General features: G+C 48.3%; 15 protein-coding genes. 7 read left to right on the top strand and 8 right to left on the bottom strand.

What is annotated here, in order from left to right; translation table 11 throughout:
• Positions 1-35: 35 nt before the first annotated feature.
• On the bottom strand, positions 36-191 hold the full coding sequence (locus tag KFF44_RS05305; protein ID WP_255937928.1) for a hypothetical protein: 156 nt from the start codon (positions 189-191) through the stop codon (positions 36-38).
• A 67-nt stretch (positions 192-258) separates the two neighbouring features.
• Here KFF44_RS05305 and KFF44_RS05300 point away from each other — a divergent pair, with 67 nt between their 5' ends.
• On the top strand, positions 259-3,522 hold the full coding sequence (locus KFF44_RS05300; RefSeq protein ID WP_255937926.1) for an amidohydrolase family protein: 3,264 nt from the start codon (positions 259-261) through the stop codon (positions 3,520-3,522).
• A gap of 79 nt (positions 3,523-3,601) precedes the next feature.
• Here KFF44_RS05300 and KFF44_RS05295 read toward each other — a convergent pair whose 3' ends face one another.
• Positions 3,602-4,045: a GNAT family N-acetyltransferase gene (locus tag KFF44_RS05295; RefSeq protein ID WP_255937923.1), complete on the bottom strand. Its 444-nt coding sequence runs from the start codon at positions 4,043-4,045 to the stop codon at positions 3,602-3,604.
• Between the two features lie 604 nt (positions 4,046-4,649).
• On the opposite strand from KFF44_RS05295, the gene KFF44_RS05290 reads away from it, so the two are divergent.
• Complete coding sequence (locus KFF44_RS05290) at positions 4,650-7,646, top strand: TonB-dependent receptor domain-containing protein (protein WP_255937922.1); 2,997 nt, start codon at positions 4,650-4,652, stop codon at positions 7,644-7,646.
• A gap of 138 nt (positions 7,647-7,784) precedes the next feature.
• Here the strand turns inward: KFF44_RS05290 and prfH are convergent, their stop codons facing one another.
• The gene (gene prfH, locus KFF44_RS05285) at positions 7,785-8,417 is read right to left on the bottom strand and encodes a peptide chain release factor H (protein ID WP_255937921.1); all 633 of its coding nucleotides are present in this window, start codon (positions 8,415-8,417) and stop codon (positions 7,785-7,787) included.
• Positions 8,414-9,523, bottom strand: coding sequence for an RNA ligase RtcB family protein (locus KFF44_RS05280; protein WP_255937920.1), 1,110 nt, complete (start codon positions 9,521-9,523; stop codon positions 8,414-8,416). Before KFF44_RS05280 ends, prfH begins: the two co-directional genes overlap by 4 nt.
• Before the next feature lie 716 nt (positions 9,524-10,239).
• Here KFF44_RS05280 and KFF44_RS05275 point away from each other — a divergent pair.
• Together KFF44_RS05275 and KFF44_RS05270 are read left to right on the top strand one after the other, a co-directional pair.
• The gene (locus KFF44_RS05275) at positions 10,240-13,245 is read left to right on the top strand and encodes a TonB-dependent receptor domain-containing protein (protein WP_255937919.1); all 3,006 of its coding nucleotides are present in this window, start codon (positions 10,240-10,242) and stop codon (positions 13,243-13,245) included.
• Positions 13,246-13,470: 225 nt separating this feature from the next.
• Positions 13,471-14,409, top strand: a complete 939-nt coding sequence (locus KFF44_RS05270; RefSeq protein ID WP_255937917.1) for an MBL fold metallo-hydrolase — start codon at positions 13,471-13,473, stop codon at positions 14,407-14,409.
• Positions 14,410-14,438: 29 nt separating this feature from the next.
• Here KFF44_RS05270 and KFF44_RS05265 read toward each other — a convergent pair whose 3' ends face one another.
• On the bottom strand, positions 14,439-15,425 hold the full coding sequence (locus KFF44_RS05265; protein WP_255937915.1) for a LysR family transcriptional regulator: 987 nt from the start codon (positions 15,423-15,425) through the stop codon (positions 14,439-14,441).
• A gap of 112 nt (positions 15,426-15,537) precedes the next feature.
• Between KFF44_RS05265 and KFF44_RS05260 the strand changes: the two genes are divergently transcribed.
• Positions 15,538-16,257: a hypothetical protein gene (locus KFF44_RS05260; protein ID WP_255937913.1), complete on the top strand. Its 720-nt coding sequence runs from the start codon at positions 15,538-15,540 to the stop codon at positions 16,255-16,257.
• 121 nt (positions 16,258-16,378) lie between these two features.
• Here the strand turns inward: KFF44_RS05260 and KFF44_RS05255 are convergent, their stop codons facing one another.
• Positions 16,379-21,376, bottom strand: coding sequence for a CHRD domain-containing protein (locus KFF44_RS05255; RefSeq protein ID WP_255937912.1), 4,998 nt, complete (start codon positions 21,374-21,376; stop codon positions 16,379-16,381).
• Positions 21,377-21,801: 425 nt separating this feature from the next.
• Here KFF44_RS05255 and KFF44_RS05250 point away from each other — a divergent pair, with 425 nt between their 5' ends.
• A complete protein-coding gene (locus KFF44_RS05250; protein ID WP_255937909.1) occupies positions 21,802-22,824 on the top strand; it encodes an acyltransferase in 1,023 nt (340 codons plus the stop codon).
• A gap of 34 nt (positions 22,825-22,858) precedes the next feature.
• On the opposite strand, the gene KFF44_RS05245 is transcribed toward KFF44_RS05250, so the two are convergent.
• Both KFF44_RS05245 and KFF44_RS05240 read right to left on the bottom strand, forming a co-directional pair.
• Positions 22,859-23,323 carry a DUF1801 domain-containing protein gene (locus KFF44_RS05245; RefSeq protein ID WP_255937907.1) on the bottom strand — a complete coding sequence of 155 codons (465 nt, stop codon included), beginning with the start codon at positions 23,321-23,323 and terminating at the stop codon, positions 22,859-22,861.
• Positions 23,304-24,710 carry a DNA recombination protein RmuC gene (locus tag KFF44_RS05240; protein ID WP_255937905.1) on the bottom strand — a complete coding sequence of 469 codons (1,407 nt, stop codon included), beginning with the start codon at positions 24,708-24,710 and terminating at the stop codon, positions 23,304-23,306. Before KFF44_RS05240 ends, KFF44_RS05245 begins: the two co-directional genes overlap by 20 nt.
• A gap of 266 nt (positions 24,711-24,976) precedes the next feature.
• Between KFF44_RS05240 and KFF44_RS05235 the strand changes: the two genes are divergently transcribed.
• Entirely contained in the window at positions 24,977-25,882 is a 906-nt protein-coding gene (locus tag KFF44_RS05235; RefSeq protein WP_255937903.1) for a phytanoyl-CoA dioxygenase family protein, read from the top strand.
• The last annotated feature ends 52 nt before the right edge of the window (positions 25,883-25,934 follow it).

Here is a 25,934-nt window from a genome sequence, read left to right as displayed (position 1 = left end):
TGCACATCTTATCGCAAACGGCGCCACATTCTGCCTTATTCACGAAATTTGCTGCCGATTATTTTAAATTCCCCGTTCGTGATATCCGCGTTCATGGTATCCGCACCCATGATACCCCTGCGCATGATAAAAGAGAATTGATGCAGACCGGACTTGCGAGCAAGCGCACCGCGGTTTATGGTCAGGGTCAAGAGATGGGGTCTCAGAAATATCTAAAATACTAGATTATTTTCACTTGCATGATGGGAGGGCAAAATCATGCCACAGAAAATACCACACACACTATCACCGCTTACCAAAACGATTAGCCAAACTGTCAAAACACTAACGCTTATTGGCTTGCTTGGTTCAACAACGCTTTTGAGTGCGCCAAGCGCGACCGCATTCGATAATCATGACGGTGCCTGGAAGGTGGATAACCCACCCCTTTCAGTTCAGGGCAAAACTGTTGATATTGATGTCACAAACGGCACCTGGATGAGTTTGGACGTTAGCCCGGATGGTAAATGGATTGTCTTTGATCTACTCGGTGATATTTACCGCATGCCAATCGGCGGCGGCAAGGCCGAAAATATATCAAGCGGTGTCGCATGGGATATGCAACCACGCTTCAGCCCGGACGGCAGCAAAATCGCCTTCACATCCGACCGCGCTGGCGGTGACAATATCTGGACCATGAACATCGATGGTTCTGACATGAAACAAATCACCAAGGAAAGTTTCCGCCTTCTGAATAACCCTACTTGGTCGCCAGACGGTAAATATATCGCGGCGCGCAAGCATTTTACCACCGCGCGGTCACTCGGCACGGGCGAGATATGGATGTATCACATCGATGGTGGCAATGGTGTGCAGGTTGTGAAGCGCCCGAACGCACAGTATCAAAAAGAGCTCGGTGAACCTATGTTCACGCCGGACGGAAGTGCCATTTATTACACCCAGAACGCAACACCCGGAAACACCTTTATCTATGCGCAGGACAGCAACCGTGAAATCTTTCATATTCGCAAGGTTGATCTGAAAACTGGCGAAATTGATAATGTGGTTGGTGGCCCCGGTGGTGCGGTGCGCCCTACCCCTTCACCAGACGGTCAGTATATCGCCTATATCAAGCGGGTGCGCGCACAGTCCAAACTATTCCTGATGAACCTGAAATCCGGCGAAGAGCGCATGATCCATCAAGGCATGGATCAAGACATGCAGGAAACATGGGGCGTACAGGGCATGTACCCAAACATGGATTGGACACCCGATAGCAAATCCATCGTTTTCTGGGCAAAGGGGAAATTAAACCGCATAGATATCACGTCGAATACGGTGACTGATATTCCGTTTGAAGTGAAGGACAGCCGCACAATTTATCCCGCACCAAAGTTTGATGTTGATGTGGCGCCCGATACTTTCAAAACCAAAATGGTCCGTTTTGCTGCCCCTTCACCAGACGGTAAGTCAGTGGTGTTTGAATCGCTCGGCAAACTTTATGTGAAAGGCGAGGACGGCAAAGCCCGCCGCCTCACCAGCCGTGATAAGGATGATGTGTTTGAACTGTTCCCTGTCTGGTCAAAGGACGGTCGCAGTATCTATTATACCACATGGGACGATGAAGAACTTAGCACTGTTCGGCGCGTGAATGTGCGCGGCGGTAAATCGACAATCCTGTCGCGTGAAAAAGGGCATTTTGTTGACCTGTCTTTATCCGCAGACGGTGACACCCTTCTATACCGGAAGCGCACAGGCGGCGGCCTGTTGAACCCAGACTGGGGGCAAAAGCCGGGTATTTACATGATGCCGGCCAAAGGCGGTGTTTCCAAATTTGTGACAGAGCGCGGGAACCAACCCCATTTCGGTGCCGATGGCCGAATTTATGCAATTAGCCGCGCACCAAACAAAACCACCCTGTTTTCTGTGAATAAAAACGGCAATGACCGGCGCGAGATCGCAACCAGCGAACAAGCGACCGACATGATCGTATCCCCTGTCGGGAACTGGGTCACATGGCGTGAAAACTATCAGGTTTTTGTCTCACCGCTACCGACAACCGGGAAAGCCATCAAACTATCGCCCAAAGGCGGTAACCTTCCGGTTAAGCGCCTAAGCCGTGACGGCGGGATTTATCTGGGCTGGTCCGAGGACGGCAAAAGCGTGCACTGGTCGCTTGGCCCGACGATGAAATCTGTTCAGGTTGCTGACGCCTATAATGATGGGTTCAAGGCCCCTGAAGGCGGGGTTGATATTTCAATCACTGCGAACGCGGACAAACCAAGCGGGTTGACCGCGATTGTGGGCGCACGCATTGCAACCATGAACGATAATGATCAAGTCATCGAAAACGGCACGATCCTGATCCGCGATAACCGGATTGAGGCAATAGGGTCCGCGGACAGTGTTGTGATCCCCTCAGACGCGAAAAGGGTGGATGCCAGCGGAAAAACCATCATCCCCGGCATTATTGATATTCATGCCCACGGACCATACGGCACAGGCAATATCGTGCCCAAGCAAAACTGGTCCACGCTTGCGCACCTAGCCCTCGGCGTAACGACCGTTCATGACCCTTCAAGCCGTGCCAACCTAGTGTTCGCCGCGAGTGAATATGCCCGCGCTGGCGTCACATTAGGGCCGCGTATCTATTCAACGGCAGAGATTGTATATGGCGCCAAAACAACGATCTGGGCCCCGATTGACAGCATTGATGATGCCTTGTCCCATATCCGCCGCCTCAAGGCACAGGGCGCCATCAGCGTGAAAAATTATAACCAGCCACGCCGTGACCAGCGCCAGCAGGTTGTGGATGCCGCCCGCCGCGAAGGCATGATGGTGGTCGCGGAAGGTGGGTCCCTTTATCATATGGATATGAATATGGTCGTGGACGGCAACACCAGCATCGAACACACGCTTCCGAACCAGCATATCTACGAGGATGTGCTGGAGTTTTGGCCACAAACCGAGGTTGGCTTTACCCCCACACTTGTTGTTGCCTACGGCGGCGTGCGCGGTGAAGATTATTGGTATGATAATACTGAGGTGTGGAAGCACCCGATCCTATCCAAATTTGTACCACCGCGTATTCTGCAACCCCGTTCTGTCCGCCGCCAACGCGCGCCAGAAGCCGACTACGGTGATGATGAAAACGCGGCACTCGCAAAGCAGCTCGGTGACCGCGGCGTCAGCGTTCATATCGGTGCCCACGGCCAGCGTGAAGGATTAGGATCACACTGGGAGATGTGGAGCTTCGCAAGGGGCGGCATGAGCCCGCTGGAAGCCATAAAAACAGCAACCATCAATCCAGCCAAGCAGTTTGGCATGGCAAAAGATATCGGCTCGCTTGAGGTTGGCAAACTCGCGGATCTAGTGGTTATCGATGGTAACCCGCTAGAAAACATCCGTGAAACCGACAAGGTCGAAAAGGTTATGATCAATGGACGCCTGTTCGACGCCAATACGCTTAATGAGGAAGTGACCGGTGACAGGGTCACGAAGCCATTTTACTGGCACGGCAAGCCGGAAAGCGAAATACGGTAATAATATCATTTACATTAAATTGAAAAAGGGCGGCTCTATGCCGCCCTTATCCGTTTTACTTCAATTTTAGATATTTAACTCAAATATAATTGCTCTTTGGTGGGGTATACGCCAACCGTAACAACATATTCCCGGTTTCTTCATGCATATGCTCATAAAGTTTCTGAAACCCATAACGAAAGTAAAACTGCTGTCCAATGTGGTTCGCCTTAAAAACATCCAACTCAAGGCGGTTTCGCTGATCGGCAGCGTGGTCCATTAATGCCTTGCCGATTTTCTGTCCGTGATATTTGGGATCAAGAAAAATGGCACCAACCTCATCACCCATCAACGAAATAAATCCGATGACTGTGTCACCATGTTGATAAACGGCTGTTTCAGTGTTGGGGATATAAATATCCCTAATATTAGCAATTTCCTTTCGCAGAAACTCTTCAGTCAAAAAAGGATGCGCAAGTTTGCTGGCGGCAAGCCACGCACTGATAAGCTGATTAAAATCAGCGGATTGATAGTCTCTGATCATTGATCAAAAGTCCTCAAGCAATACCGATCACTCTCAAATACTAAGAATGTCAGTTATTTTCTAAACAGGATTTAGGCGCAAAAAAGGGATCGTCAAAATGACCGATCAGGTTTTTTGCAATGGTGTATGCGAAAAGCATACTTTCACTATCAGGACATCAAATCTCTTATTTTTGAACAGGACCAGTAATCACCAACACATATGATTTTGTCAACACTGTTATTACCCTCAACTACCGACCGTCGGCTTTCTGAATTCAGATGCGTGGCCTCACAAAATTAGCATTATTACTCTTAAAAAACCTGCATATTGTCTTTAGAATCCAAACTAAAGTCTCAATTTTACCCCTAAAGTCATAAAAAATGATTCGTAAGTTAGAATGCAATTTAAAGTATCATTATCGATCGTTTAATCTATAGATTAAAATGTGATAAATAGTTTATATATATAGATATTTTCTGTATCTCGCCTGCAACACAAGTGTCACAAATTCACACCCATTGATATTATTCCAATACTTATTGGCGTGCCTAAACTTAGGTTTGGAACAACAATTCTCCCATGCCTTTTGGCACAGTCGTATATGATTAAGGGAGAATGATTAATGTCGTTCATAAGCTCAGGTAAACACAAGCGTAACCTCATGCGAAGCACCTCGCTCCTCGCATGTATGCTTGGCAGCATATCAACAGCAACTATGGCACAGGATGATGCTTCATCGGATGAAGGCGTCGAAGAAGTTGTTGTTACCGGTACACGCATCCGCAACGCAAACTTAACGCAGGCAAGCCCGGTTGCAGTTGTTGACTCGGATACAATCGATCTACGTCAGGTAAACGTTGCAGAGGAATTTTTACGTGAAATTCCTGGCTTCGTTCCAAGTATCAGCGCGCAAGTGAACAATGGTAACGGTGGTTCCACCTTTGTTAACCCGCGCGGCCTTGGCGCAAATCGAAACATCGTTCTCTTAAATGGTACCCGTGTTGTTCCTGCCGGCCTTGCTGGTATTACCAACATTGATGTTATCCCTGTTGCGCTTATTGAACGCACCGAGGTTCTAACGGGCGGTGCAGGCTCGACCTACGGTGCCGACGCGATCACAGGCGTGATTAACTTCATCACAAAACAAGACTTTGAAGGTCTTGATTTCCGTGTATCAGACCAAATCACAGAAGAAGGCGATGGTAATACCTTCCGTGTGGATTTAACAACTGGTGCAAACTTTGACGACGGTCGCGGTAATGCTGTTCTCAGCATTGGCTACACAGACCGTGACGCGGTTACTCAAGGGGCCAGAGACTTTGGTGCCTTCAATATTAATACATCAACAGGAAACCCTGGTGGTTCAAGCACAACTGTTCCGTCCGTGATTGTTGTTCCGGGGACCACAGGCGGTACGCTTCAGATTTCCGAAGACGGCAACTCGCTTGTTCCATTTGATCGCCCATTCAACTTTAACCCGTTTAACCTTTTCCAATTACCTTTGGAACAATTCAGAATTTATGGTTCCGCAAACTATAAAGTGAATGACAGCGTTGAGGTCTTCTCGGAAGCACTTTATGTTCAAAGTACAAACGAAACACGAATTGCACCCTCTGGTACATTCAGAAACGTTTTAACGACGCCGCTTTCCAATCCATTCTTGAATGGTGGTATTCGTAACCAGATTTGTGGCCTCGATACGGATGCGAACACTGCTGGCGTGCAACCGCTCTTTTCACAAGCTGCTTGTGATGCCGCAGCAGTTGCAACTGATCCAAACGATCCAAACTTCCAAACGGTTGATCTTGACTTTGGTCGACGTTTTGTTGAATTCGGAACGCGTAACAACGAACGGACAACCCGCCTGTTCCAGATCAAGGCAGGCGCACGCGGTGACCTTGTTTCTAACCTAACATGGCAGGTTGAAGCTGCTTACGGTGAAAGCACAATCGATTCACAGCAATCAGGCAACGGTATTCTAAGCCGCCTGCAACAGTCTGTATTGTCTACAAGTGCAGATGCCTGTCTGGACCCGTCAAATGGTTGTGTACCGATCAACCTGTTTGGACCAGTTGGTAGCTTAACACCTGACGTTCAACAGTTCCTTGATGTTGGAAACTCTAATGGTACATCAACGGCTCTCGCGTCGATTGTAGGTTTCATTGGCGGTGATCTTGATTTTGGCCTGCCGTCATCCGAACTACCAATAAGCTTCTCGGTTGGTACTGAATTCCGTGACTATAGCGCCTCCACATCATCAGATTTGCTTTCGCAAACACCCGGCGAAGTTTTGGGTAACGGTGCAGCAAACCCTGACTCAAGTGGTTCATATGACGTTTACGAGTTGTTTGCCGAAGCAGTTGTGCCGATTGTAGAAGGCGTAGCCGGTGCTGAGGAACTAACATTGCAACTTGGTGGTCGTTTATCTGACTATTCATCAACTGGCGACGAATATACCTATAAAATTGGTGGTACATGGACACCAGTTAGCGGTGTGCAGTTCCGCGGTAACTACCAACGTGTAACACGTGCGCCAAATATTGGCGAATTGTTTGCGCCGCAAGTAACCGGACTGGATAACTTTGGTGTTGATCCATGTTCTGGTTCCGCTCCGCAGAATAATGCAAATCTTGAGGCTATTTGTTTGGCTCAGGGCGCTCCGGCAACATCAATCGGCGCTATCATCGTTGACCCTGCTGGTCAGGTTAACGTAACCAACGGCGGTAACCCGAACCTAGAAGCAGAAGACGCAGATACATATACTATCGGCGTAATCTGGCAGCCAGAGACGGTTCCTGGTCTCTCTGTAACTGTTGATTATTATAACATCTCGATTACAAACGCGATCACAAACCCAACAGCGTCTGACATTCTTGCCAGCTGTTTTGGTAATGGATTTGCGTCAGGCAACCTTGATATCAGTGGTGCTTCAGCAAATAGCGCAGCCTGTACGTCAATTCGCCGTAATCCGGCAACAGGTAACCTATTTGGTTCAACAGCGACAACAGCTGGTCTACCACAGGTTCTAACGAACCAGGGCCGCCTGGAAACAGACGGTATCGATGTTGCGGTGAACTATAGCTTCGACGCCGGCTTTGGTACAATCTCCAATAGCTTTAACGGTAACTGGACAAACTCAAGTACCTTTAACGCCAATGAGAATGATCCGAATTCGCTTAATCGTGAATGTGTTGGCTTCTTTAGTATCAACTGTAACTTCTCTGGTTCAATCCAGCCTGAGTTCACATTCACTAACAGAACAACATTAACTGTTGACGAATTGGACGTTTCACTTCTATGGCGCTGGATTGACGCAGTGGAAGCTGAGCCACTTGAGCTTGATAGCTTCCTCGGCGCAAACGGCAACGTTGCCCCTGTTGATGATTTCCGTGACGATTTCACACGGATCGGCGGCGAACACTATTTTGACCTGACTGTTCGCTACAATCTTACAGAAAACCTGAACCTGACAGCAGCGGTATTAAACCTGTTTGATAACGACCCTGAGGTTGTTGGTAGCAACGCTGGTACAACTGCGTTCAACACAGGTAACGTATTCCCGTCTACATACGACCCACTCGGAAGACGGTATTCAGTTACGCTTCAGTTCAGCTTCTAAGCTAACGAAAGCATTCCAAATAAAAGGCGGCCACGGCCGCCTTTTTCTATGACTCAATGCCTGAGCCAGATAAATCAACATCTAGCGATTATATCAAACTCATGATCCAAGCGCGTTTATACCCATGCTCTATGCTAACTAGTGGCCTTTGGCTTTAAACCGTATACCAACGTAGGTTCGAACTTCGTTTCCACGTTCAAGGATATGATGCTTGCGCCATGCTGCTTCCTTACCGGCCTCGGTTTGTAATTCCGCTTGCTCCGCGAGCTTCAAAGCAAGTTTCAGGATAGCAAGGCGCTTGTTTGCATGCTGTGACCGCTCTGCCTGCGATACAACCTGCAAGCCTGTTGGCATATGGGTCGCACGCACCGCACTATCGGTTTTATTCACATGCTGCCCGCCTGGTCCCGATGCCTTCATCGTTTGCAGTTTGATATCACGGGTATCCAGTTCAGGCACGGCTTCAGGCATTGGCAATTCATAAACACCAACAAACCAGTTTTTGCGTTTATGATGCGGACGATAAGGGCTTTCGCCGATCCATTTTACGGAACCAGTGACATTACGCGCAAACGTACTAGCCCCGTCGCCCTTGATTTGGATAAGCCTTGATTTCTCAGGCTTATCCTCACCTTCCACTACGCGCCACTTTAGCCCAAAGCTCTCGGCTTCCTTCGATAGTGCGCATGACAAGTGATACACAACCCACTCACACTCGCGCGGACCATCGCCCGCCGATATCAAAAGCCATACTTCAGTTTTTTCCGTCATACGCGCCTCGTTTTATATGTGATGAGCGGTCGGTAACTCGCAATCAATTTAACCAACCCAGCGTCCGCAAGGTCGGTCATAACCTGCTCAATATCCTTATAGGCTTCGGGGGCCTCTTCAAAGATAAGGTCTTTATCTTCACAGATTACCCGACCACCCAGTTTAGTTTGCGTCAGGTCATTCACCTTGTAGCGTTTGGACAGCTTTGCCTTCACCTCGCTACGCTTCCAACGCCGACCAGCACCGTGGGCCAGCGAACACAGGGACATATCCCACGCTGAGCGCACAGGCTGCACCACATAGGTGATTGCACCGCGTGAACCCGGAATAACGACCGCACCCTTATCAGAGGGTGCTGCGCCCTTACGGTGGAGCCAATGCCGTCCATACGGCGTAACGCTATTATGGCAAATATCAAGTACTCTTGTGCCAGATGCATTCAAACAATCGAGGAAACGATCTGCAATAACCTCGCGGTTTACAATTGCCCATTTCACCGCATCATCATGGCGGTTAATATAGGCGCTGAAATCATCCGTTCCCTCATGGAGTGGTTCGCCTGCATATTTGGCTATATGCGAGCGAAGGATCGCTTCACCCAGTCCACGAGACCCACTATGGATCAACAAAGCTGCTTTATCATCAACCAAGCCAAGCCCATCAAACAGAGATTGATCATAGACCTTTTCCAGCTTTTGCAATTCAGCAAAGTGGTTGCCGCCACCGATAGTGCCAAGCGGCGAAAACGCGCCCTCATGCGTGAGCCCTGCCAACTGAAGACGATCTGAAATATTACCAGTCCAAGGTTGCTCTAACCCTGAAAGGTTTTTGACAAAACGATCCAACTTGACCTTACGGTTCAAAATATCCGTTTGCCAAAGCCCCATACCACAGCCGATGTCATTCCCTACTAAATGAGGATAAATAACCTTGCTGCTTTCAAAGGCCGCACCCACGGGTGTGCCCTTGCCAGGATGCAAATCCGGCATACCAACAGCACGTACCATGCCATCAAGTGTTGCCATTTGCTCGAGCTGACGAACGGCTTCCCCTTCGATCCAGCTTGATTTCGAGGCAACAATATGTGTTTTCGTAATATCATTCATCACATAAGCCCCCTATGATTTGGGAACCACATGTCTTCATGAATAGTATGTAGTTTAAATAATCGGTTTCTTTACCGATAAGAATATTTAGGCGGCTTTTACCACCCGAGAAAGAAATGCCCATTGGGTATCATCCATCTTCCAGAAATTAATAAGTAGGGTGATGTCTGTTGAGCTGTTTTGCATGCGACCCTCCTCTTTCTGGTCTGACTGTATATTGATACCCACCCTGTGCATAAGAGCGTGGTTGCCGTGATGGATATACAAAACGGTGTTTCCGCGCAATCAAAAGCAGAGCACATGATAAATCCGTCCAGCAAAAGGATTTTTATTGTTGCAGTTGAGAAACACATCCTTTTTCTCATGCTTAAATTTGATGCCCGACATATCAAACGACAAAGTGATTCGTTTTCTCGAAAATCGCGGCCAATCCTGCTCTATCTAAGGTGCTAGGATTTTCGCTTAGCGCTAGGAAATTGGTTTATCTCTAAAGGTAAATTTTGTAACTCGGTTGCAACACAACCGACACATTCTACTAAGTTTTTCAATGTCATTTACCGATATTTGCGTGAATTAATCCCCCCGACACAACCACAATCCCCAATGCCATCACGGCATAAAATATTTTAAGCTCACAGGGAGGATCATTCGTGTCATTCTACGAATCCAAAAATTATAAATACAATTTGCTAAAAAGTACGTCACTGATAGCATGTATGCTCGGTGCTGTATCTACGGCAACATTGGCACAGGACGATGCAGCAACAGACGATGATGTTGAAGAAGTCGTTGTTACAGGTACACGCCTGAATGTGAATAAAAACCTCACAGCCGCAGCGCCGGTTTTGACGGTTAGCAAAGACGAGATCAACATCCGCGGTAACACACGGATCGAAGATTTTGTAAATATCTTACCACAGGTCTTCGCAGGCCAAGCAGGTGAGGTATCAAATGGTGCTTCCGGTACCGCAACCCTTAACCTTCGCGGACTAGGTGCGCAGCGTACGCTCGTGTTAATCGATGGCAAGCGCCTACCTTACGGTACATCAACGGTTGCAACGCCGAACCTTGTTGCACCAAACCTTGATATCATTCCACCGCAACTCATTGAGCGGGTTGATGTGGTAACAGGCGGTAAATCTGCGGTTTACGGTTCTGATGCGGTTGGCGGTGTTGCCAACTTTATTCTGCGTACCGACTTTGAAGGTATCGAATTTGATGCCCAAGGCGGTTTTTCACAAAATGGAAACGGTGTTGAACTGTTTGACAATGTTCTGCGCGCAGGCGGGCAGCCGGTTCCGGGGTCATCCGTAGACGGTGAAGAACTTAACCTTGCGCTTACAATCGGTGCAAACACCGAAGATGGCCGTGGTAACGCAACAATCTACGCAAGCTATCAGGTTAACGCCGCGATTACACAGGATAATCGCTCGATTTCAGCGTGTGCCCTCGGTGCAAGTGCCGATCCGGTAACCAGCTTTGGCGGATTTGGTTGCGTGGGTTCTGGTAACTTCCGCCTCTTTGGCGGCGCGGGCGGAACGGCATTTCAGGAAGCTGATGGTACAATTACCGATCCACCATTTTCTGGTACACCTTCCAATACCTTTAACTTTGGGCCTTTCAACTTTTTCCAACGCCCAAGCGAACGTTTCCAGATTTATGCACGCGGCCATTATGACCTCACTGAGACCTTAACAGCCTATGCAGATTTCTCGTTCACCAACAACTCGTCTGACGCCCAAATCGCACCAACAGCGTCCTTTGGAACGGGCGCGTTCTCTATCAACTGTGATAACCCGCTTATTCAAGGTGGCTCTGGTCCAGATGGCACAGGAACATCACTCTTCAACCTGTTCGGCTGTAACATTCCAGATGCAGATACAGGCTTGCTACCGGGTGATGTCAGCGGCATTACGGCTTCGCACCGTAACGTAGAAGGTGGCCCGCGTAACTCCTTCCTGAATAACACAGCATGGCGTCTTGTTGGTGGCCTTCGCGGTCAGTTTGCTGACAATTGGGACTTTGAAGTCTTTGGTCAGTTTGCTCGCGCCAATGACGAGAGCGCTCAAACCAACGATTTCATCACATCCAATGTGCAACAGGCTTTCTTCATTGTTGAAGATGCTGATGGCAACCTTGTGTGCCGTGATCAATCTGGCGGCTGTGTGCCTTACAATATCTTCCAGCGCGGTGCGAACGGTGAATCGCTCGTAACCCAGGAAGCCCTTGACTTTATTCAGGGTATTGGCCTCACCAGAGGTATGACCGAGCAGATTGTTGTTGGCGGTAACGTACAAACCAACCTCAGTGAATATGGCATTCAGTCACCATGGAGTGATGCGAATGTTGGTTTGCTTCTTGGCGTTGAGTACCGTGAAGATATCCTCGAATCTGTGCCTGACCAGATCAGCCAGACACCAGGCGGCGGCTTCACAGGCGTTGGTGGTGCAACGCTTCCTGTTTCAGGGTCTATCGACGTTACTGAATTCTTCGGTGAGTTACAGATCCCGATCATTACCGACGCTGATTTCTTCAAGGAATTAACCGTTAGTGGTGAATATCGTTATTCTGATTATGGCACAAACGGTAACGGTGCATCCAATAGCTTCAATACAGATGCATATGGTGTTTCCCTAACTTGGGCGCCGGTTGATGATGTGCGTTTCCGTGCACAGTACCAACGTGCGGTTCGTGCACCAAACGTGATTGAGTTATTCGTTGGCCAAAACCAGGGTCTTGCGAACCTCAATCAGGCTGGCGTAAACGCAAACGGTGTTGGTGTATTTGATCCATGTGCAACAGATGCTCCAATCGCAACAGCGGCACAGTGTGCGAACACAGGCGTGACAGCGGCACAGTTTGGTAACATTCTTGATGTGATCTCTGGTCAAACACAGGTCCTAACAGGTGGTAACCCTGACCTGAGCCCAGAAGTATCAGACACCTATACTGTTGGTGTTGTGATCACACCGGAAGCCGTACCGGGCCTAACGATCTCTGTCGACTATTTCAACATTTCAGTTGATGAAGCGATCTCACAAGGTATTGGTGCGCAGGTTATCCTTGATAACTGTCTTGCAAGCGGCGAAGCTCAGTTCTGTGACCTCGTGCAGCGAAGCCCAACTGGCTCACTCGCATCTGGTGGACCGGGCTTTGGTTTCACAACCACGAACCTCAACATCGCTGAGCTTACGACATCTGGTATCGACTTCCAGGTAAACTACAGCTTTGATCTAGCGGATATTGGTGCTGGTGATATCGGACAACTGCGGTTCGACTATGCTGCAACATACCTCGACACCTTCGATTTCACGCCTTTCCCTGGCGGTGACGTTATCGAATGTGCAGGCTTCTTTGGTAATGCTTGTGGTAACAACCTACAGCCAGTGAACCCTGATTATCGTCACGTTCTTCAGACTTCTTGGGATACTCCTTGGGACTTCTCGACAACTGTGACATGGCGTTATTTTGCGGGTACTGACAACCAATCCGCAACTGCACCAGCTGTGGACCAGCGCCTGAGAACGATCAACTATGTTGACTGGGCTGGTAACTATTCCATTAACGAGAACATCAATTTGCGCGCAGGCATTTTGAACGTCTTCAATTCACAAGCACCGGTTAGCCTATCGTCTGGCCCGCCGCTTGGTAATGGTAATACGTTCCCAACTGTATTTGATACAGGTCGCCAGTTCTTCCTCGCAGTAAACTTCAGCCTCTAACGCGGAGAAGGCTAAATGACATGGAAAAGGCGGCCAATGGTCGCCTTTTTTATTTGCTTCAAACTATTACGCGCCATTTTCCAAACTAAGAAGCCCACATTGAATCTGTGTTCATTCTGAAAACAGAGCAGTTAATTCAATCCGCTTTTGCTAAAATTCACTCGGTTCTTTATCCAAACAAACGAGCATGTTAGGCTCCGGAAATTGACCTTCAAGGAGTCCCTTATGTACCGAGAACTGAAAAATATTCACACAAATTTTCTGCGAACTTTTGCTTTAACAACAGCCTTATTTTCAGGAACTATGATGTCGCAGTCCGCTGTGTCACAGGATTTCAGCAATGTTCAAATTCGCGCTGAAAAATTGACCGACAATGTTTATGTTCTCTTTGGTGCTGGCGGTAATATAGGCGTATCAGCTGGCAAAGACGGTGTTTTTCTGATTGATGATCAGTTTGCCCCTTTAACCGATAAAATCAAAGCTGCGATCGGTGAGTTTAGCGATCAGCCAATCCGTTATGTGGTCAACACGCATTTTCATTTTGATCATTCAGGCGGCAATGAAAACCTTGGCAAGCACGGCGCCGTTATTGTCGCCCATAAAAATGTCCGCTTACGGATGGCGAAAGAACAATTTGTAAAGGCCTTCAACGCCAGAACCCCTGCGCAGCCAGATATCGCGCTTCCGGTAGTGACCTTTCAGGAAGGTGTAACACTGCACCTAAACGGTGACGATGCTGATGTTATTCATGTGAAAAACGCGCACACAGACACCGATAGCATTGTCCATTTCAAGCAAGCCAATGTGATCCATATGGGTGATACCTTCACAACCTCGCCCTATCCGTTCATTGATGTCGATAATGGCGGCGGCATCGACGGCGTGATTGAAGCTGCGAAGCTTGGCCTTTCGCTTGCGGATGACAATACGCAAATCATCCCTGGTCACGGGCCGATGAGCAAAAAAGCGGACCTTGAGGATCATCTGAAGAAACTAACAACAACGCGCGAGATTATTGCCAAATTAAAGTCCGAGGGCATGAGCCTTAGTGAGGTGATTACCGCCAAACCGCTTGCACCCTTTGAAGATACATGGGGCGCACAAAAACCAATCGCAAACTGGACAGACCTTTATGTTGAATGGGTATATCAATCCCTGAAATAAGGTAAAACAGATGCTTTATCGGATCAAAGCTAGCGAATAGCGGGTTCCAGCGACCGCATTGGGCTTCCAATCCTGCCTTCAATGCGGTCCTTATCGTTAACTATTTTTTGCCGCAAAAACCGCACAAAAGTTTTCACCCGTTCATTCCGCCGTATAGTCTTGTGCGATAAAAGCCATATCTGAAGATGCCATTCCTTTCGTGGTGCACGCAGACAGACAAAATTTTCATCGTTTGCAATACCATAACACGCAAGGAACGACACACCGATACCGGCGCGAACGGCCTGTACCAAACCATGCGCAGTGTTCACACGCATGACGACTTTCGGTGAAATATTCAGCGCCTTGAGCCAATCGTCGCTCCAGCCATCACTGAACATGACCCATGGCAAGTCCTCCAGGGGTGCGGTCGCAGGATGCTGGTTAAGCAATTCTGTTGAGCAAAATATACCGAAAGCATGGTCCGCCAGATGATAGCCGACATAATCATCAGGGGGTGCGTTGGTGGCACGCAGAACCACATCTGCGTCACCGCGGTCCAAATTGACCATATTCTGATTAAGTCTGAGGTCAATTTCTATTTGTGGGTAAAGCTTTGAAAATTCACCCAGATACTTCAACAGGTTAAAGGCCGTGGCATCAATCGTTTCGAAACAGATTTTACCTGCCATATCAGCGGCATTTTGCGTTGTGTTTTTTACTGTCAACGCTGCAGAGGCCATTTCCTGCGCCTGTGCAAAAATAGATATACCAATATCTGTCAGGGTAATACCGGCCGTAGACCTGTGAAGCAAGGTCACCTTCAGGTCATCCTCAAGCTTGGTTATGCGCCGTGATAGCGATGTGTGGCTCATACTAAGCTCTTCCGAAGCCTTTAAGAAAGAGCCACAGCGAACACATACTTCTAATATTCTTAGGTCATCCCAATTCATGATGTGCATATTTGCACATATTGTGTGCGCTGTCAGGCCTTCTTTTTCCCCTTCTGCATCCTTTATGAAAACGAGGTCAACCATCTCATTCTAACCCCTTCATCAACGGCAAGAGGTTTCAAAGCCCATGATGAAAATGCACGCAGAAAGGAAGACAGCGATGAAACGATACATGAGATTTATGATGGCAAAATTTATGATGACAAAATCTATGATGGTGCTGGCGTTTACTATATTCGCGCTACATGCCCACGCACAAGAGGATACAAAAAAGACCTACACATTCAAGAAAGGTCACGTTGTTGACTTTCTACTTTTGAAACAAAAAGCAAACTCAGGCAAAGCCCTTAATGAATATGCCCGCGCCGCCATCGCAGAAGCAAGGGCATTGGGTTACAAAGGAAACGGTGGCTTCACTATTGCCCGCAATCCTATACAAAGCAATATCCATCCCGACAGTCTGATATTCGGTAGCTGGCCAGGGAATTTCAAGGACCGTGAAACGGCGCTAAAAACCCTGCTGGCCGCTGTTCCCGATCTATATTCCAAGCGCCTTGATGTCTGGTCTTCATTTTTTATGACCAATTACGAAATCAAAGAAGACATCAGTTTTGACGTTGACCGTAACAAGATACAGGTTTTGACATCTTATTGGAAAAAGGACGATCAGAAATTTATGCTGTTCAAAGAGAGCTTTTTGAAAAAGATAGATCAATATGGCGGTGTGATGAAATTAAACCTAACCGATGCCCGTTCACCCTATGGGTATGATTACACACCTGATTTCACCACTCTGGTTGAGTGGGACAGCCAGGCTGATTTTGATGCATTCCTGAAATCAAGTCTCTTGATGGACACAAGCGGCGTAAAACAAGTCAATCAATTTTACCTGACACCGCCAAAACCAAAAACATGAAACCAAACTCAAAATCACAAAGTAAGGCGATCTAAGTGTCCCGCCCTAACAGTTAATCCCTTAAACAAAAAGAGCGCCCAAGGGCGCTCTTTCCGTGATTGCTTGGTTATCAGGAGGAGGATTAACCAAGAATAAAGTCTGTTGCACTCAGATCATCAAGCTGGGTGTTATTAAGTGTGATGCTTGTATTGGCATCAAGCGTAATAATAACGTTGTTTCCAACTTGCTCACTGATGGCTTCAAGGGCTGCAAAGTTCGCAATATCGAATGCATCAAGGTCGATAACATCGATACCTTCACGGAAGTCACGAACTGTGTCGTTGCCGGCATTAAGGTCGAAGACAAAGACATCAGCACCGCCGTTACCAAACAACTGATCATTGCCTGTTCCGCCGTTGATTGTGTCATCGCCGTTTCCGCCGCGAATAATGTCGTTGTCCGCGCCGCCATCAACAGTGTCGTTGCCGTTTCCAGCGAAGATCACATCGATACCGGCGTCACCGTTAACAACATCGTTTCCAACACCGCCGAAAATACGGTCATCACCAGCACCACCAGACACTACATCGTCTCCGAGGCTTGCAAAGATCTGATCATCGCCGTCGCCGCCGTCAAGCGTGTCATTACCAAGGCTTGCGAAGATTGTATCGTCGTCAGAACCAGCGTCGACATTATCGTTACCAGAGCCAGCAAAGATATTATCATTACCAGAACCACCAGTTACGACATCATTGCCAGAACCAACAAAGACAGTATCATTACCGCTATCGGCAGAAACCGTATCGTTGCCTGATCCCGCAAACACAAGGTCGTTTCCAGAACCCGCTGATACGCTATCATCACCGGAGCCCGCGAATACAAGGTCATTCCCTGCACCAGCGTCAACAGTATCATCACCAGCGCGCGCACCGAGTGTGTCGTTACCATCATTACCAGTTAGAGCATTGTCTTCGTTATCACCAACCAAACGGTCATTGGCATTTGTACCTTCCAAAGCTTCAAAGTTAGTGAAGGTTTCATTGATTGTAACGTTCGCGTTTGGTGAGTAGGTCGCTGTGCCAGTAGCAAGGCTTGCTGTTACACCCACACCGATGTTGGCAAAGCTGTTGGTATCAAAACCATCACCACCATCGAGTGTGTCGGTACCGCCGCCGCCAAGGATCGTGTCATCACCGCCGAGGCCGTTGATCACGTTTCCAGCTGCGCCGTTAGCAGTAATGCTGTCACCGTCGTTTGAGCCATTGATATTCTCAATCGATGTTAGTGTATCCGTGTCAGTGAACTCGTTGAACACGTCGCCGTCTTCAGTAGCACCTGTTACGTCACCGCCTGCATCCTGAACAACGTCAAGAATAACCGGGCCGTTCACGCCTGCTGGCGCATTGTGAAGGTGAATTGAGCTTACACCCGCTACTGGAAGAAGTTCTGATGGTGCGATACCGTTCACGTCCAGATCAACGCTGTATGTGGCGTTTCCTTCTGCGTCCACAACGATTGTTACCGTTGCCGAACCCGTTGCTTCACTATCAGAAGCATCATTTGGTTCCTGCGCCGCGTCAAGGACAGCAGAGAGAACGATTGTGCGAACACCGTCAACTGTTTCGTCGCTAACAATAGTGTCCAGTTGACCGCGAATTTCGCCGCCTGGGAACTCTGTTGTATGGATATTGAAATAGAGGTTACCTGCAAGCGCTTCAGTAACGAACGCAGCGTCATCTGCAATTGCAGCAGTGTTTAAACTATCAACCGCAACATCGTCGAACGATACGTTAAAGCCTGTGTCACGAGTTGCTGTTCCGTTTCCGTCCGCATCGATAACAACTGTTACCGGAACATCAAGGTCAGAGAAATTGACTGTGTCGGAACCGCCGTTACCATTGAGAACGTTGTTGCTAGCGTCGCCAGTGAATACATCATCACTTTGGCTACCAGTAATATTCTCAAAGCCAGACAGTACGTTGTTACCCGCACCGCCAGTCGCCGCGATAACAGCGTCTGTTTCACCCGCAACGATTGATGCAAACTCGCTTGCGCTTACCTGTGCACTTAGGTCTACAACTACACCGCTCGGCGCCGCAGAGAAGAGAACAGTATCGACGCCTTCGCCGCCAGATAGGAAGTCATCACCAGCAAAACCGTGGATCACGTCATTACCATCACCAGCGTCAAGCACGTTGACTTCGTTGTTACCAAATAGTCCATCGTTGAAATCTGTACCGATAACGTTTTCAACATCTGTGATTGAGAGGTCACCAATTTGCTGGCCGTTTGCCGCCGGTGGAGCGTCAAGGATTGCGCCTTCTTGGCTTGGCGTTCCGTTTGGTCCTGCTGAGTTTACATCAAGATCAACAATCACACCTGTGAACGCGCCGCCTGTTACGTTTTCTTCTGCTACATTAGAGAAATCAACAGTATCGATACCTTCACCGCCGTCGATTACATCCTGTGCGTCCGAAACAAGCGTGTCGTTTCCTGCGCCGCCTGAAAGCGTATCAGCACCGCCATTACCATTCAGAAGGTTTGCATTTTCATCGCCAGTAATGTCATCATCGCTTTGGCTACCAACAACGTTTTCAAAGCCTGAAAGCACATTATTGCCCGCGCCGCCTGTTGCAGCAACTACTGCGTCTGCACTGCCTGCAACAATTGATGCAAATTCGCTTGCGCTTACCTGCGCACTTAGGTCAACAACAACCGCATTTGGTGCTGCAGAGAAGAGAACAGTATCAATACCCGCGCCGCCAGATAGGAAATCATCGCCAGCGAAACCGTGGATGATATCGTTGCCAGCACCAGCCTCGAGAACGTTAACTTCGTTATTACCAAACAGTCCATCGTTGAAATCTGTACCGATAACGTTTTCAACGTCTGTGATCGTCAGGTTGCCAATTTGCTGACCACCTGCCGCAGGAGGGGCATTAAGGATTGCGCCTTCTTGGCTTGGTGTTCCGTTTGGTCCTGCTGAGTTAACATCAAGATCAACAATCACACCTGTGAACGCGCCGCCAGTTACGTTTTCTTCCGCAACATCAGAGAAATCAGCCGTATCAATGCCTTCACCGCCATCGAGCACATCCTGCGCGTCTGAAACAAGCGTATCATTACCTGCTGCACCTGAAAGCGTATCAGCACCGTCACCGCCAATCAGAAGGTTTGCATTTTCGTCACCAGAAAGGTTATCAGCTTGGGCTGTGCCTTCCAAAGCTTCGAAGTTTGTAAATGTTTCGTTGATTGTAACGTTTGCGTTCGGTGAATATGTTGCTGTGCCGTCAGCCAAACTTGCTGTTACAGCTACACCGATGTTGGCAAAGCTATTAATATCGAAACCAGCACCGCCATCGAGTGTGTCGGTTCCGCCGCCACCAAGGATCGTGTCATCGCCGTCAAGGCCATTGATCACGTTTCCAGCTGCGCCGTTTGCAGTAATGCTGTCGCCGTCATTCGAACCAATGATGTTTTCAATTGAAATAAGCGTATCCGTGTCAGTGAACTCGTTAAACACGTCACCGTCTTCTGTAGCACCTGTTACGTCACCGCCTGCATCCTGAACAACGTCAAGAATAACCGGGCCGTTCACGCCTGCTGGCGCATTGTGAAGGTGAATTGAGCTTACACCCGCTACTGGAAGAAGTTCTGATGGTGCGATACCGTTCACATCCAGATCAACGCTGTATGTTGCATTGCCTTCTGCGTCCACAACGATTGTTACCGTTGCCGAACCCGTTGCTTCGCTATCAGAAGCGTCATTTGGTTCCTGCGCCGCGTCAAGGACAGCAGAGAGAACAATTGTGCGAACACCGTCAACTGTTTCGTCGCTAACAACCGTGTCCAATTGACCGCGAATTTCGCCGCCTGGGAACTCTGTTGTATGGATATTGAAATAGAGGTTACCTGCAAGTGCTTCAGTAACGAACGCAGCGTCATCAGCAATTGCAGCAGTGTTCAAGCTATCAACCGCAACATCGTCGAACGATACGTTGAAGCCTGTGTCACGAGTTGCTGTTCCGTTACCGTCAGCATCGATAACAACTGTTACCGGAACGTCAATATCAGAGAAATCCGCAGTATCGGAACCAAGACCACCATCTAATGTATCGTTGCCAGCACCGCCTGTAAGGATGTTATCGTTATCATCACCAGTCAGGCTATCTGCAACGCGTGTACCTTCCAAATTCTCGAAGTTTGTAAATGTTTCGTTGATTGTAACGTTTGCGTTCGGTGAATAAGTTGCTGTGCCATCCGCGAGGCTTGCTGTTACACCCACGCCGATGTTAGCAAAGCTGTTGGTGTCGTTACCAGCGCCGCCGTCAAGTGTGTCGGTTCCGCCGCCGCCAAGGATTGTGTCATCGCCGTCAAGGCCGTTGATTTCGTTTCCTGCTGCACCGTTCGCTGTGATTAAATCACCATCGTTAGAACCGATGATGTTATCGATGGAAACTAAAGTATCTGTGTCAGTGAACTCGTTAAACACATCACCGTCTACTGTCGCACCTGTTACGTCACCACCTGCATCCTGAACAACGTCAAGAATAACCGGGCCGTTCACGCCTGCTGGCGCATTGTGAAGGTGAATTGAGCTTACACCCGCTACCGGAAGAAGTTCAGATGGCGCGATACCGTTCACATCCAGATCAACGCTGTATGTGGCGTTTCCTTCTGCGTCCACAACGATTGTTACCGTTGCCGAACCTGTTGCTTCACTATCAGAAGCGTTGTTTGGTTCCTGCGCCGCGTCAAGGACAGCAGAGAGAACGATTGTGCGAACACCGTCAACTGTTTCGTCGCTTACAACCGTGTCCAGTTGACCGCGAATTTCGCCGCCCGGGAACTCTGTTGTATGGATATTGAAATAGAGGTTACCTGCAAGGGCCTCTGTAACGAACGCAGCGTCATCTGCGATCGCTGCCGTGTTCAAGCTATCAACCGCAACATCGTCGAACGATACGTTGAAGCCTGTGTCACGAGTTGCTGTTCCGTTTCCGTCCGCATCGATAACAACTGTTACCGGAACGTCTATATCAGCGAAACTCGCTGTATTATTGGCCTCTGTGCCTGAGAAGATATTATCATTTTCATCGCCTGTGATAACACCTGTGATTGGATCTATTGTCGTCGTCATAAATGTGCCCTTGATACTCGTTAAACTCAATTCTAAATGAACGGCCCTTCCCCCCGAAGAGCGCACGGCACATAAACGCAAGTATGATTAACTGAAAATTAAGCATGTTGGCAGATTTCATTTAGGTAGATTTACGATACAAAACGAGCAAGAATTCCGACTATATATTAATGATATTATATTATATATTTCAGTATCTTACCTGATGCGCACCCCACTTAATCCATTGCCCTCAAGTTCAGAAATCGCTGAAAAATAAATCCCCAACAGGCTGGGTCACGGGCATTTTTCAATCCTGAAAATAAACAACCGTTCAGAAAACTCGCAGGGTTTACCAGCATGGTCTGACTCATTCTTGGGGCTTTTCACCAAGCAATTTTACCGATATCAGTATGGAGAACAGGTAAATTCAGGGCATGATAATCATGACGTTTTTAGACAATGTGCACCGATTTCGCGGGATTGCAATTTTCTGCATTGTCGCCGCTCATTCCTTGCACAATTTCAATTGGCCAGAAGGTAGCCTCATACTGACTATGATTGATAGCCTGATGAACCAGTCCTCAGTCTGGTTTTTCTTTATCGCCGGCTATTTGTTCCAGCATCTATCGAAAGGGTATGAAACCAAACGCTACTTCAAAACCAAAATCAGGAATGTCATTACTCCCTACCTGATCGTTTCCATTCCCGCCCTTATCGCGAGTTTGACCTTCTTTGATCAATCAATGCCAGACGGATTTAGCGACTATTCTTTACCCATCCAAATCGGCTTGTTTTTAATAAGCGGGCAACATCTGGCACCCTTTTGGTTTGTGCCAACAATCGCGCTGTTATATCTATTGGCACCACTGTTGATCAAAAGCGACAGGCTTGGCTGGCCGTATTATAGCCTGATCGTCTTGATCCCGTTGTCGTTCTATCTGGGGCGCGATGGTGTTTTAATTCACTTCGGCCTTAACGGATACTTTGGCGCCCTTAGTAAAGCGATGTATCTGTTCCCCGCTTATTATTTTGGTATGTTCTGTTCCCATCACAGGGAAACTATCACCGCGCTTACCAATCGCGCTCAAATTCCACTATTATTACTCGCTGTACTTGCCTATGCCCTAACCGCTTTGGGCGCAATTCCAGAATTAAGCCCAATCTTTATCTTCAAACTATCAACGGCCCTATTGCTTTTGGTCTGGATCAATAAAATCCATTTCCCAAGGTTCAGCCATATTGATTTGGTCGCAGATCTTAGTTTTGGGATTTTCTTTGTGCACGGGTATTTTCTTGCCGCCACCAAACTAGTGCTGAGTTACGCAGGCACAGCAAGCGGTATGTTACCGGCGTCACTTCCCTTGTATCTTGCCTTCACGGTGATGGTTACAATTCTATCCGTACTGTCGTTAGTGCTCGTCAAAAGGCTTACAGGCAAAAGCAGCCGCTTGATCATCGGATGTTAGGATTTAAAACTTCTGATACGGGCAACCTAGACGCTCAAACCGGATATTTCTCATCCATATAGGCAAGGCCCGCACGGATAAGTTCCTCAAGCACAGCCATATCAACATCAGCAAGCTTGTTGATATAAAGGCAAGACTTCCCAATTTTATGCTTGCCGAGGCGCGATAATATTTCGCTGTAATCCTGATACCCAGGCATAATATAAATAGTAAGCGCGGTTTTACGCGGCGAAAATCCGGTCCGCAAAAAATCACCTTCGCGGCCACTATCATATTTATAATGATATTCACCAAACCCAATGATGCTACCGCCCCACAGTTTGGGTTCATAGCCTGTGATATCACACATGAGCGTGAGTATGGTTTGCGCATCAACGCGCCGTGTTTCATTCTCTACGGACGCAATGTAGGCCGTAACATCACCGTCGTTAACAACGGTTTTATTCTGGTTTTTCCCATTATTTTTATTGTCAGTGTTTTTACTGGTCGCCTTCCCCATCAAATAACTCCCCGTTATGCGGTGCATCAGCACCAATCAGCTTCAGCGCTTCGCTTTCCTCGATTTCCTCAACCCCCTTTAAGGCCCTAAGCATAACACGTTTTCGCCGATCGAGCGTTTCCACATGATTAAGGGCGGCATTGAGGCTTTTGCCCATCTTATCGATCTGATCACCAAAGCGGCCAAACTCAAGCTTAACTGCGCCCAAAACTTCCCAAACCTCGCTTGCGCGTTCCTGTAATACAAGCTGGCGGAACCCCATGCGGAAGGTGGACAATAGAACCTGAAAATTTGTGGGCCCAGCCACCGTTACCTTCAGATCACGTTGTAGGCTTTCAAACAATCCGGGGCGGCGAAGCACCTCGGCATACAGGCCTTCGGTCGGCAAAAACAGGATCGCCCAGTCGGTCGTATGTGGCGGGTTAATGTATTTATCAGACACATCTTTTGCAAAGCGCCGGATCGAACGTTCCAGCGATTTTGAGGCGGCTTCGATACCATCCGCATCGCCCACTTCAACAGCGCCGAGCAAACGCTCGTAATCTTCGGTTGGGAACTTGGCGTCCACAGGTAAATATACGGGCCGATCACCGTCCACACCGGGCACACGAATGCCAAACTCAACGCGTTCACCGCCTGATTTTTTACCAGCGTCATAATTCGGGATAAACTGATCAGGGGTCAGGAAATCCTCAATCAACAGGCCAAGCTGTACCTCGCCGAATGTGCCGCGTGATTTAACGTTCGTCAGCACGCGCTTCAAATCACCAACACCGGTCGCAAGATTTTGCATCTCGCCCAAACCTTTATGCACAGCCTCAAGGCGCTCGGACACGGTTTTGAAACTCTCAGTCAAGCGTTTTTCGAGGGTGGTTTGAAGCTTCTCATCAACGGTTTTGCGCATTTCTTCCAGCTTTTGGCTGTTCTCCAGGCGCAATTCCTTCATCTTCTCGTCCAGTTTGTCCCTGAACTCGCCCTGCCCTTTTGCCTGCTCTGCGCCCAGTTTTCTAACCACTTCCGAAAGCACCAGCATTTCCTGCTTTAGTTCCTCGCGGTTATGGCGCATTTCCTTTGCAAAGGCATCACGGGTGATTTGCTCACGCTCAACACCCTCGCGGCGGATCGCATCCAATCTTTCTTCCGTTCGAACGGCATGGGCTTCAGACCTGAGTGCATGCGCTTCCGCGCGCTCGCGTGCGGCGTTGTCTTCCGCGACTTTGTCAGGGTCAATCATTTGCTCAGCGCGGACATCAACAATCATTTTATGGAGCTTCGATAGCCCAACCATGACCATAATCAACAGAACAATCGTCACACCGATTAGAATTTCAGCAGAATAATTCAGGATATCCAAAGAAAAGCTCCATATAGCAAGTAATGCCATCATATAATCACATCAAATCGCGGCGTCATATAATGGCATCTGATTTCACTTTTGTTAGCATTTTGTTCTATCCTTCTACAAGGAATTTCGAGCATGATCAGTCGCCGCCCATAAATATTGCCGCACACCGTATCAAACCCTTGACCACAATACCGCTGGAAGGGCATGATCGCCGAAATTCGTCAGAGTGCTTGGTGAATACGCAAACCAACCGACGACAAGAAAGATACAGGAAACACGACAGGAAATACGACAAGGGGGGTTAGACCATGGCCGTTGCCGATCAACCACAGGCTATCCAGAGATTTGATGCGCGGGATTTCACGCACCTTAGCGAAGACATGAAGACCGCGTTTGACCGTGACGGTATTTTGGTGCTCGATGGTTTGGTCCCCGGTGATATGTGTAATGCCCTTAAGGCCCGCACGATGGAAATGGTTGAGGGCTTTAACGCCGACGATCATTCCAGCGTTTTCTCAAGCGTATCTGAAGCGCATGCAAGCGATGAATATTTTATGTCTTCAGGGCATACGACGCGTTTCTTTTTCGAAGAAGGTGCCTTTGACAGCGCTGGTGCACTCACAAAACCGAAGGAACTTGCCTTAAACAAAATCGGCCATGCAATGCATGATATTGATCCCGTTTATGATAGGTTTTCACGCCAACCTGCCTTTAAGGAAATTGCAGAGGGACTAGGCCATCAAAGCCCGCTTTTGTTGCAGACCATGTATATTTTCAAACAGCCGCATATCGGCGGCGAAGTGAAATGCCATCAGGACAGCACGTATCTTTGGACCGAACCTCAAACCTGCCTTGCCTTCTGGGTTGCGATTGAAGATGCAACACTGGAAAATGGATGCCTGTGGGGGATACCCGGTGGTCACAAGGGCCATGAGCGCCCGAAGGAACGCTTTAAGCGCAGTGACGAAAATCCAAACAAAGGAGCTCATGAAATGATTGACCCATCCCCGTTTGATGAAAGCGGTAAGGTTGCGCTTGAGGCCCCGAAGGGGACCGTGCTTGTTTTTAATGGCTTGTTCCCGCACCTTTCGGCCGCGAACACATCCGACAAATCACGCCATGCCTACACGCTTCACCTGATCGACGGCGCTGCCCATTATCCGGATAACAACTGGCTCCAGCGGCCAGCAGACATGCCGCTAAAGGGTTTTTAGAGGATATATCCTCAAACGAGGCTTTCAAGTTTGGCAGCGGAAATTTTAAAGA

Origin of the sequence: Kordiimonas sp. SCSIO 12610 (genome assembly GCF_024398015.1) — a bacterium.
GTDB lineage: Bacteria > Pseudomonadota > Alphaproteobacteria > Sphingomonadales > Kordiimonadaceae > CANLMI01.
This window is presented reverse-complemented; position numbering and strand designations above follow the sequence as displayed.

Excerpts from the sequence above, each read along its gene's own strand:
- KFF44_RS05300 (WP_255937926.1), top strand. The coding sequence starts at position 259 with ATGCCACAGAAAATACCACACACACTATCACCGCTTACCAAAACGATT.
- KFF44_RS05295 (WP_255937923.1), bottom strand. The coding sequence starts at position 4,045 with ATGATCAGAGACTATCAATCCGCTGATTTTAATCAGCTTATCAGTGCG.
- KFF44_RS05290 (WP_255937922.1), top strand. The coding sequence starts at position 4,650 with ATGTCGTTCATAAGCTCAGGTAAACACAAGCGTAACCTCATGCGAAGC.
- prfH (WP_255937921.1), bottom strand. The coding sequence starts at position 8,417 with ATGACGGAAAAAACTGAAGTATGGCTTTTGATATCGGCGGGCGATGGT.
- KFF44_RS05280 (WP_255937920.1), bottom strand. The coding sequence starts at position 9,523 with ATGAATGATATTACGAAAACACATATTGTTGCCTCGAAATCAAGCTGG.
- KFF44_RS05275 (WP_255937919.1), top strand. The coding sequence starts at position 10,240 with ATGCTCGGTGCTGTATCTACGGCAACATTGGCACAGGACGATGCAGCA.
- KFF44_RS05270 (WP_255937917.1), top strand. The coding sequence starts at position 13,471 with ATGTACCGAGAACTGAAAAATATTCACACAAATTTTCTGCGAACTTTT.
- KFF44_RS05265 (WP_255937915.1), bottom strand. The coding sequence starts at position 15,425 with ATGGTTGACCTCGTTTTCATAAAGGATGCAGAAGGGGAAAAAGAAGGC.
- KFF44_RS05260 (WP_255937913.1), top strand. The coding sequence starts at position 15,538 with ATGATGACAAAATCTATGATGGTGCTGGCGTTTACTATATTCGCGCTA.
- KFF44_RS05255 (WP_255937912.1), bottom strand. The coding sequence starts at position 21,376 with ATGACGACGACAATAGATCCAATCACAGGTGTTATCACAGGCGATGAA.
- KFF44_RS05250 (WP_255937909.1), top strand. The coding sequence starts at position 21,802 with ATGACGTTTTTAGACAATGTGCACCGATTTCGCGGGATTGCAATTTTC.
- KFF44_RS05245 (WP_255937907.1), bottom strand. The coding sequence starts at position 23,323 with ATGGGGAAGGCGACCAGTAAAAACACTGACAATAAAAATAATGGGAAA.
- KFF44_RS05240 (WP_255937905.1), bottom strand. The coding sequence starts at position 24,710 with ATGATGGCATTACTTGCTATATGGAGCTTTTCTTTGGATATCCTGAAT.
- KFF44_RS05235 (WP_255937903.1), top strand. The coding sequence starts at position 24,977 with ATGGCCGTTGCCGATCAACCACAGGCTATCCAGAGATTTGATGCGCGG.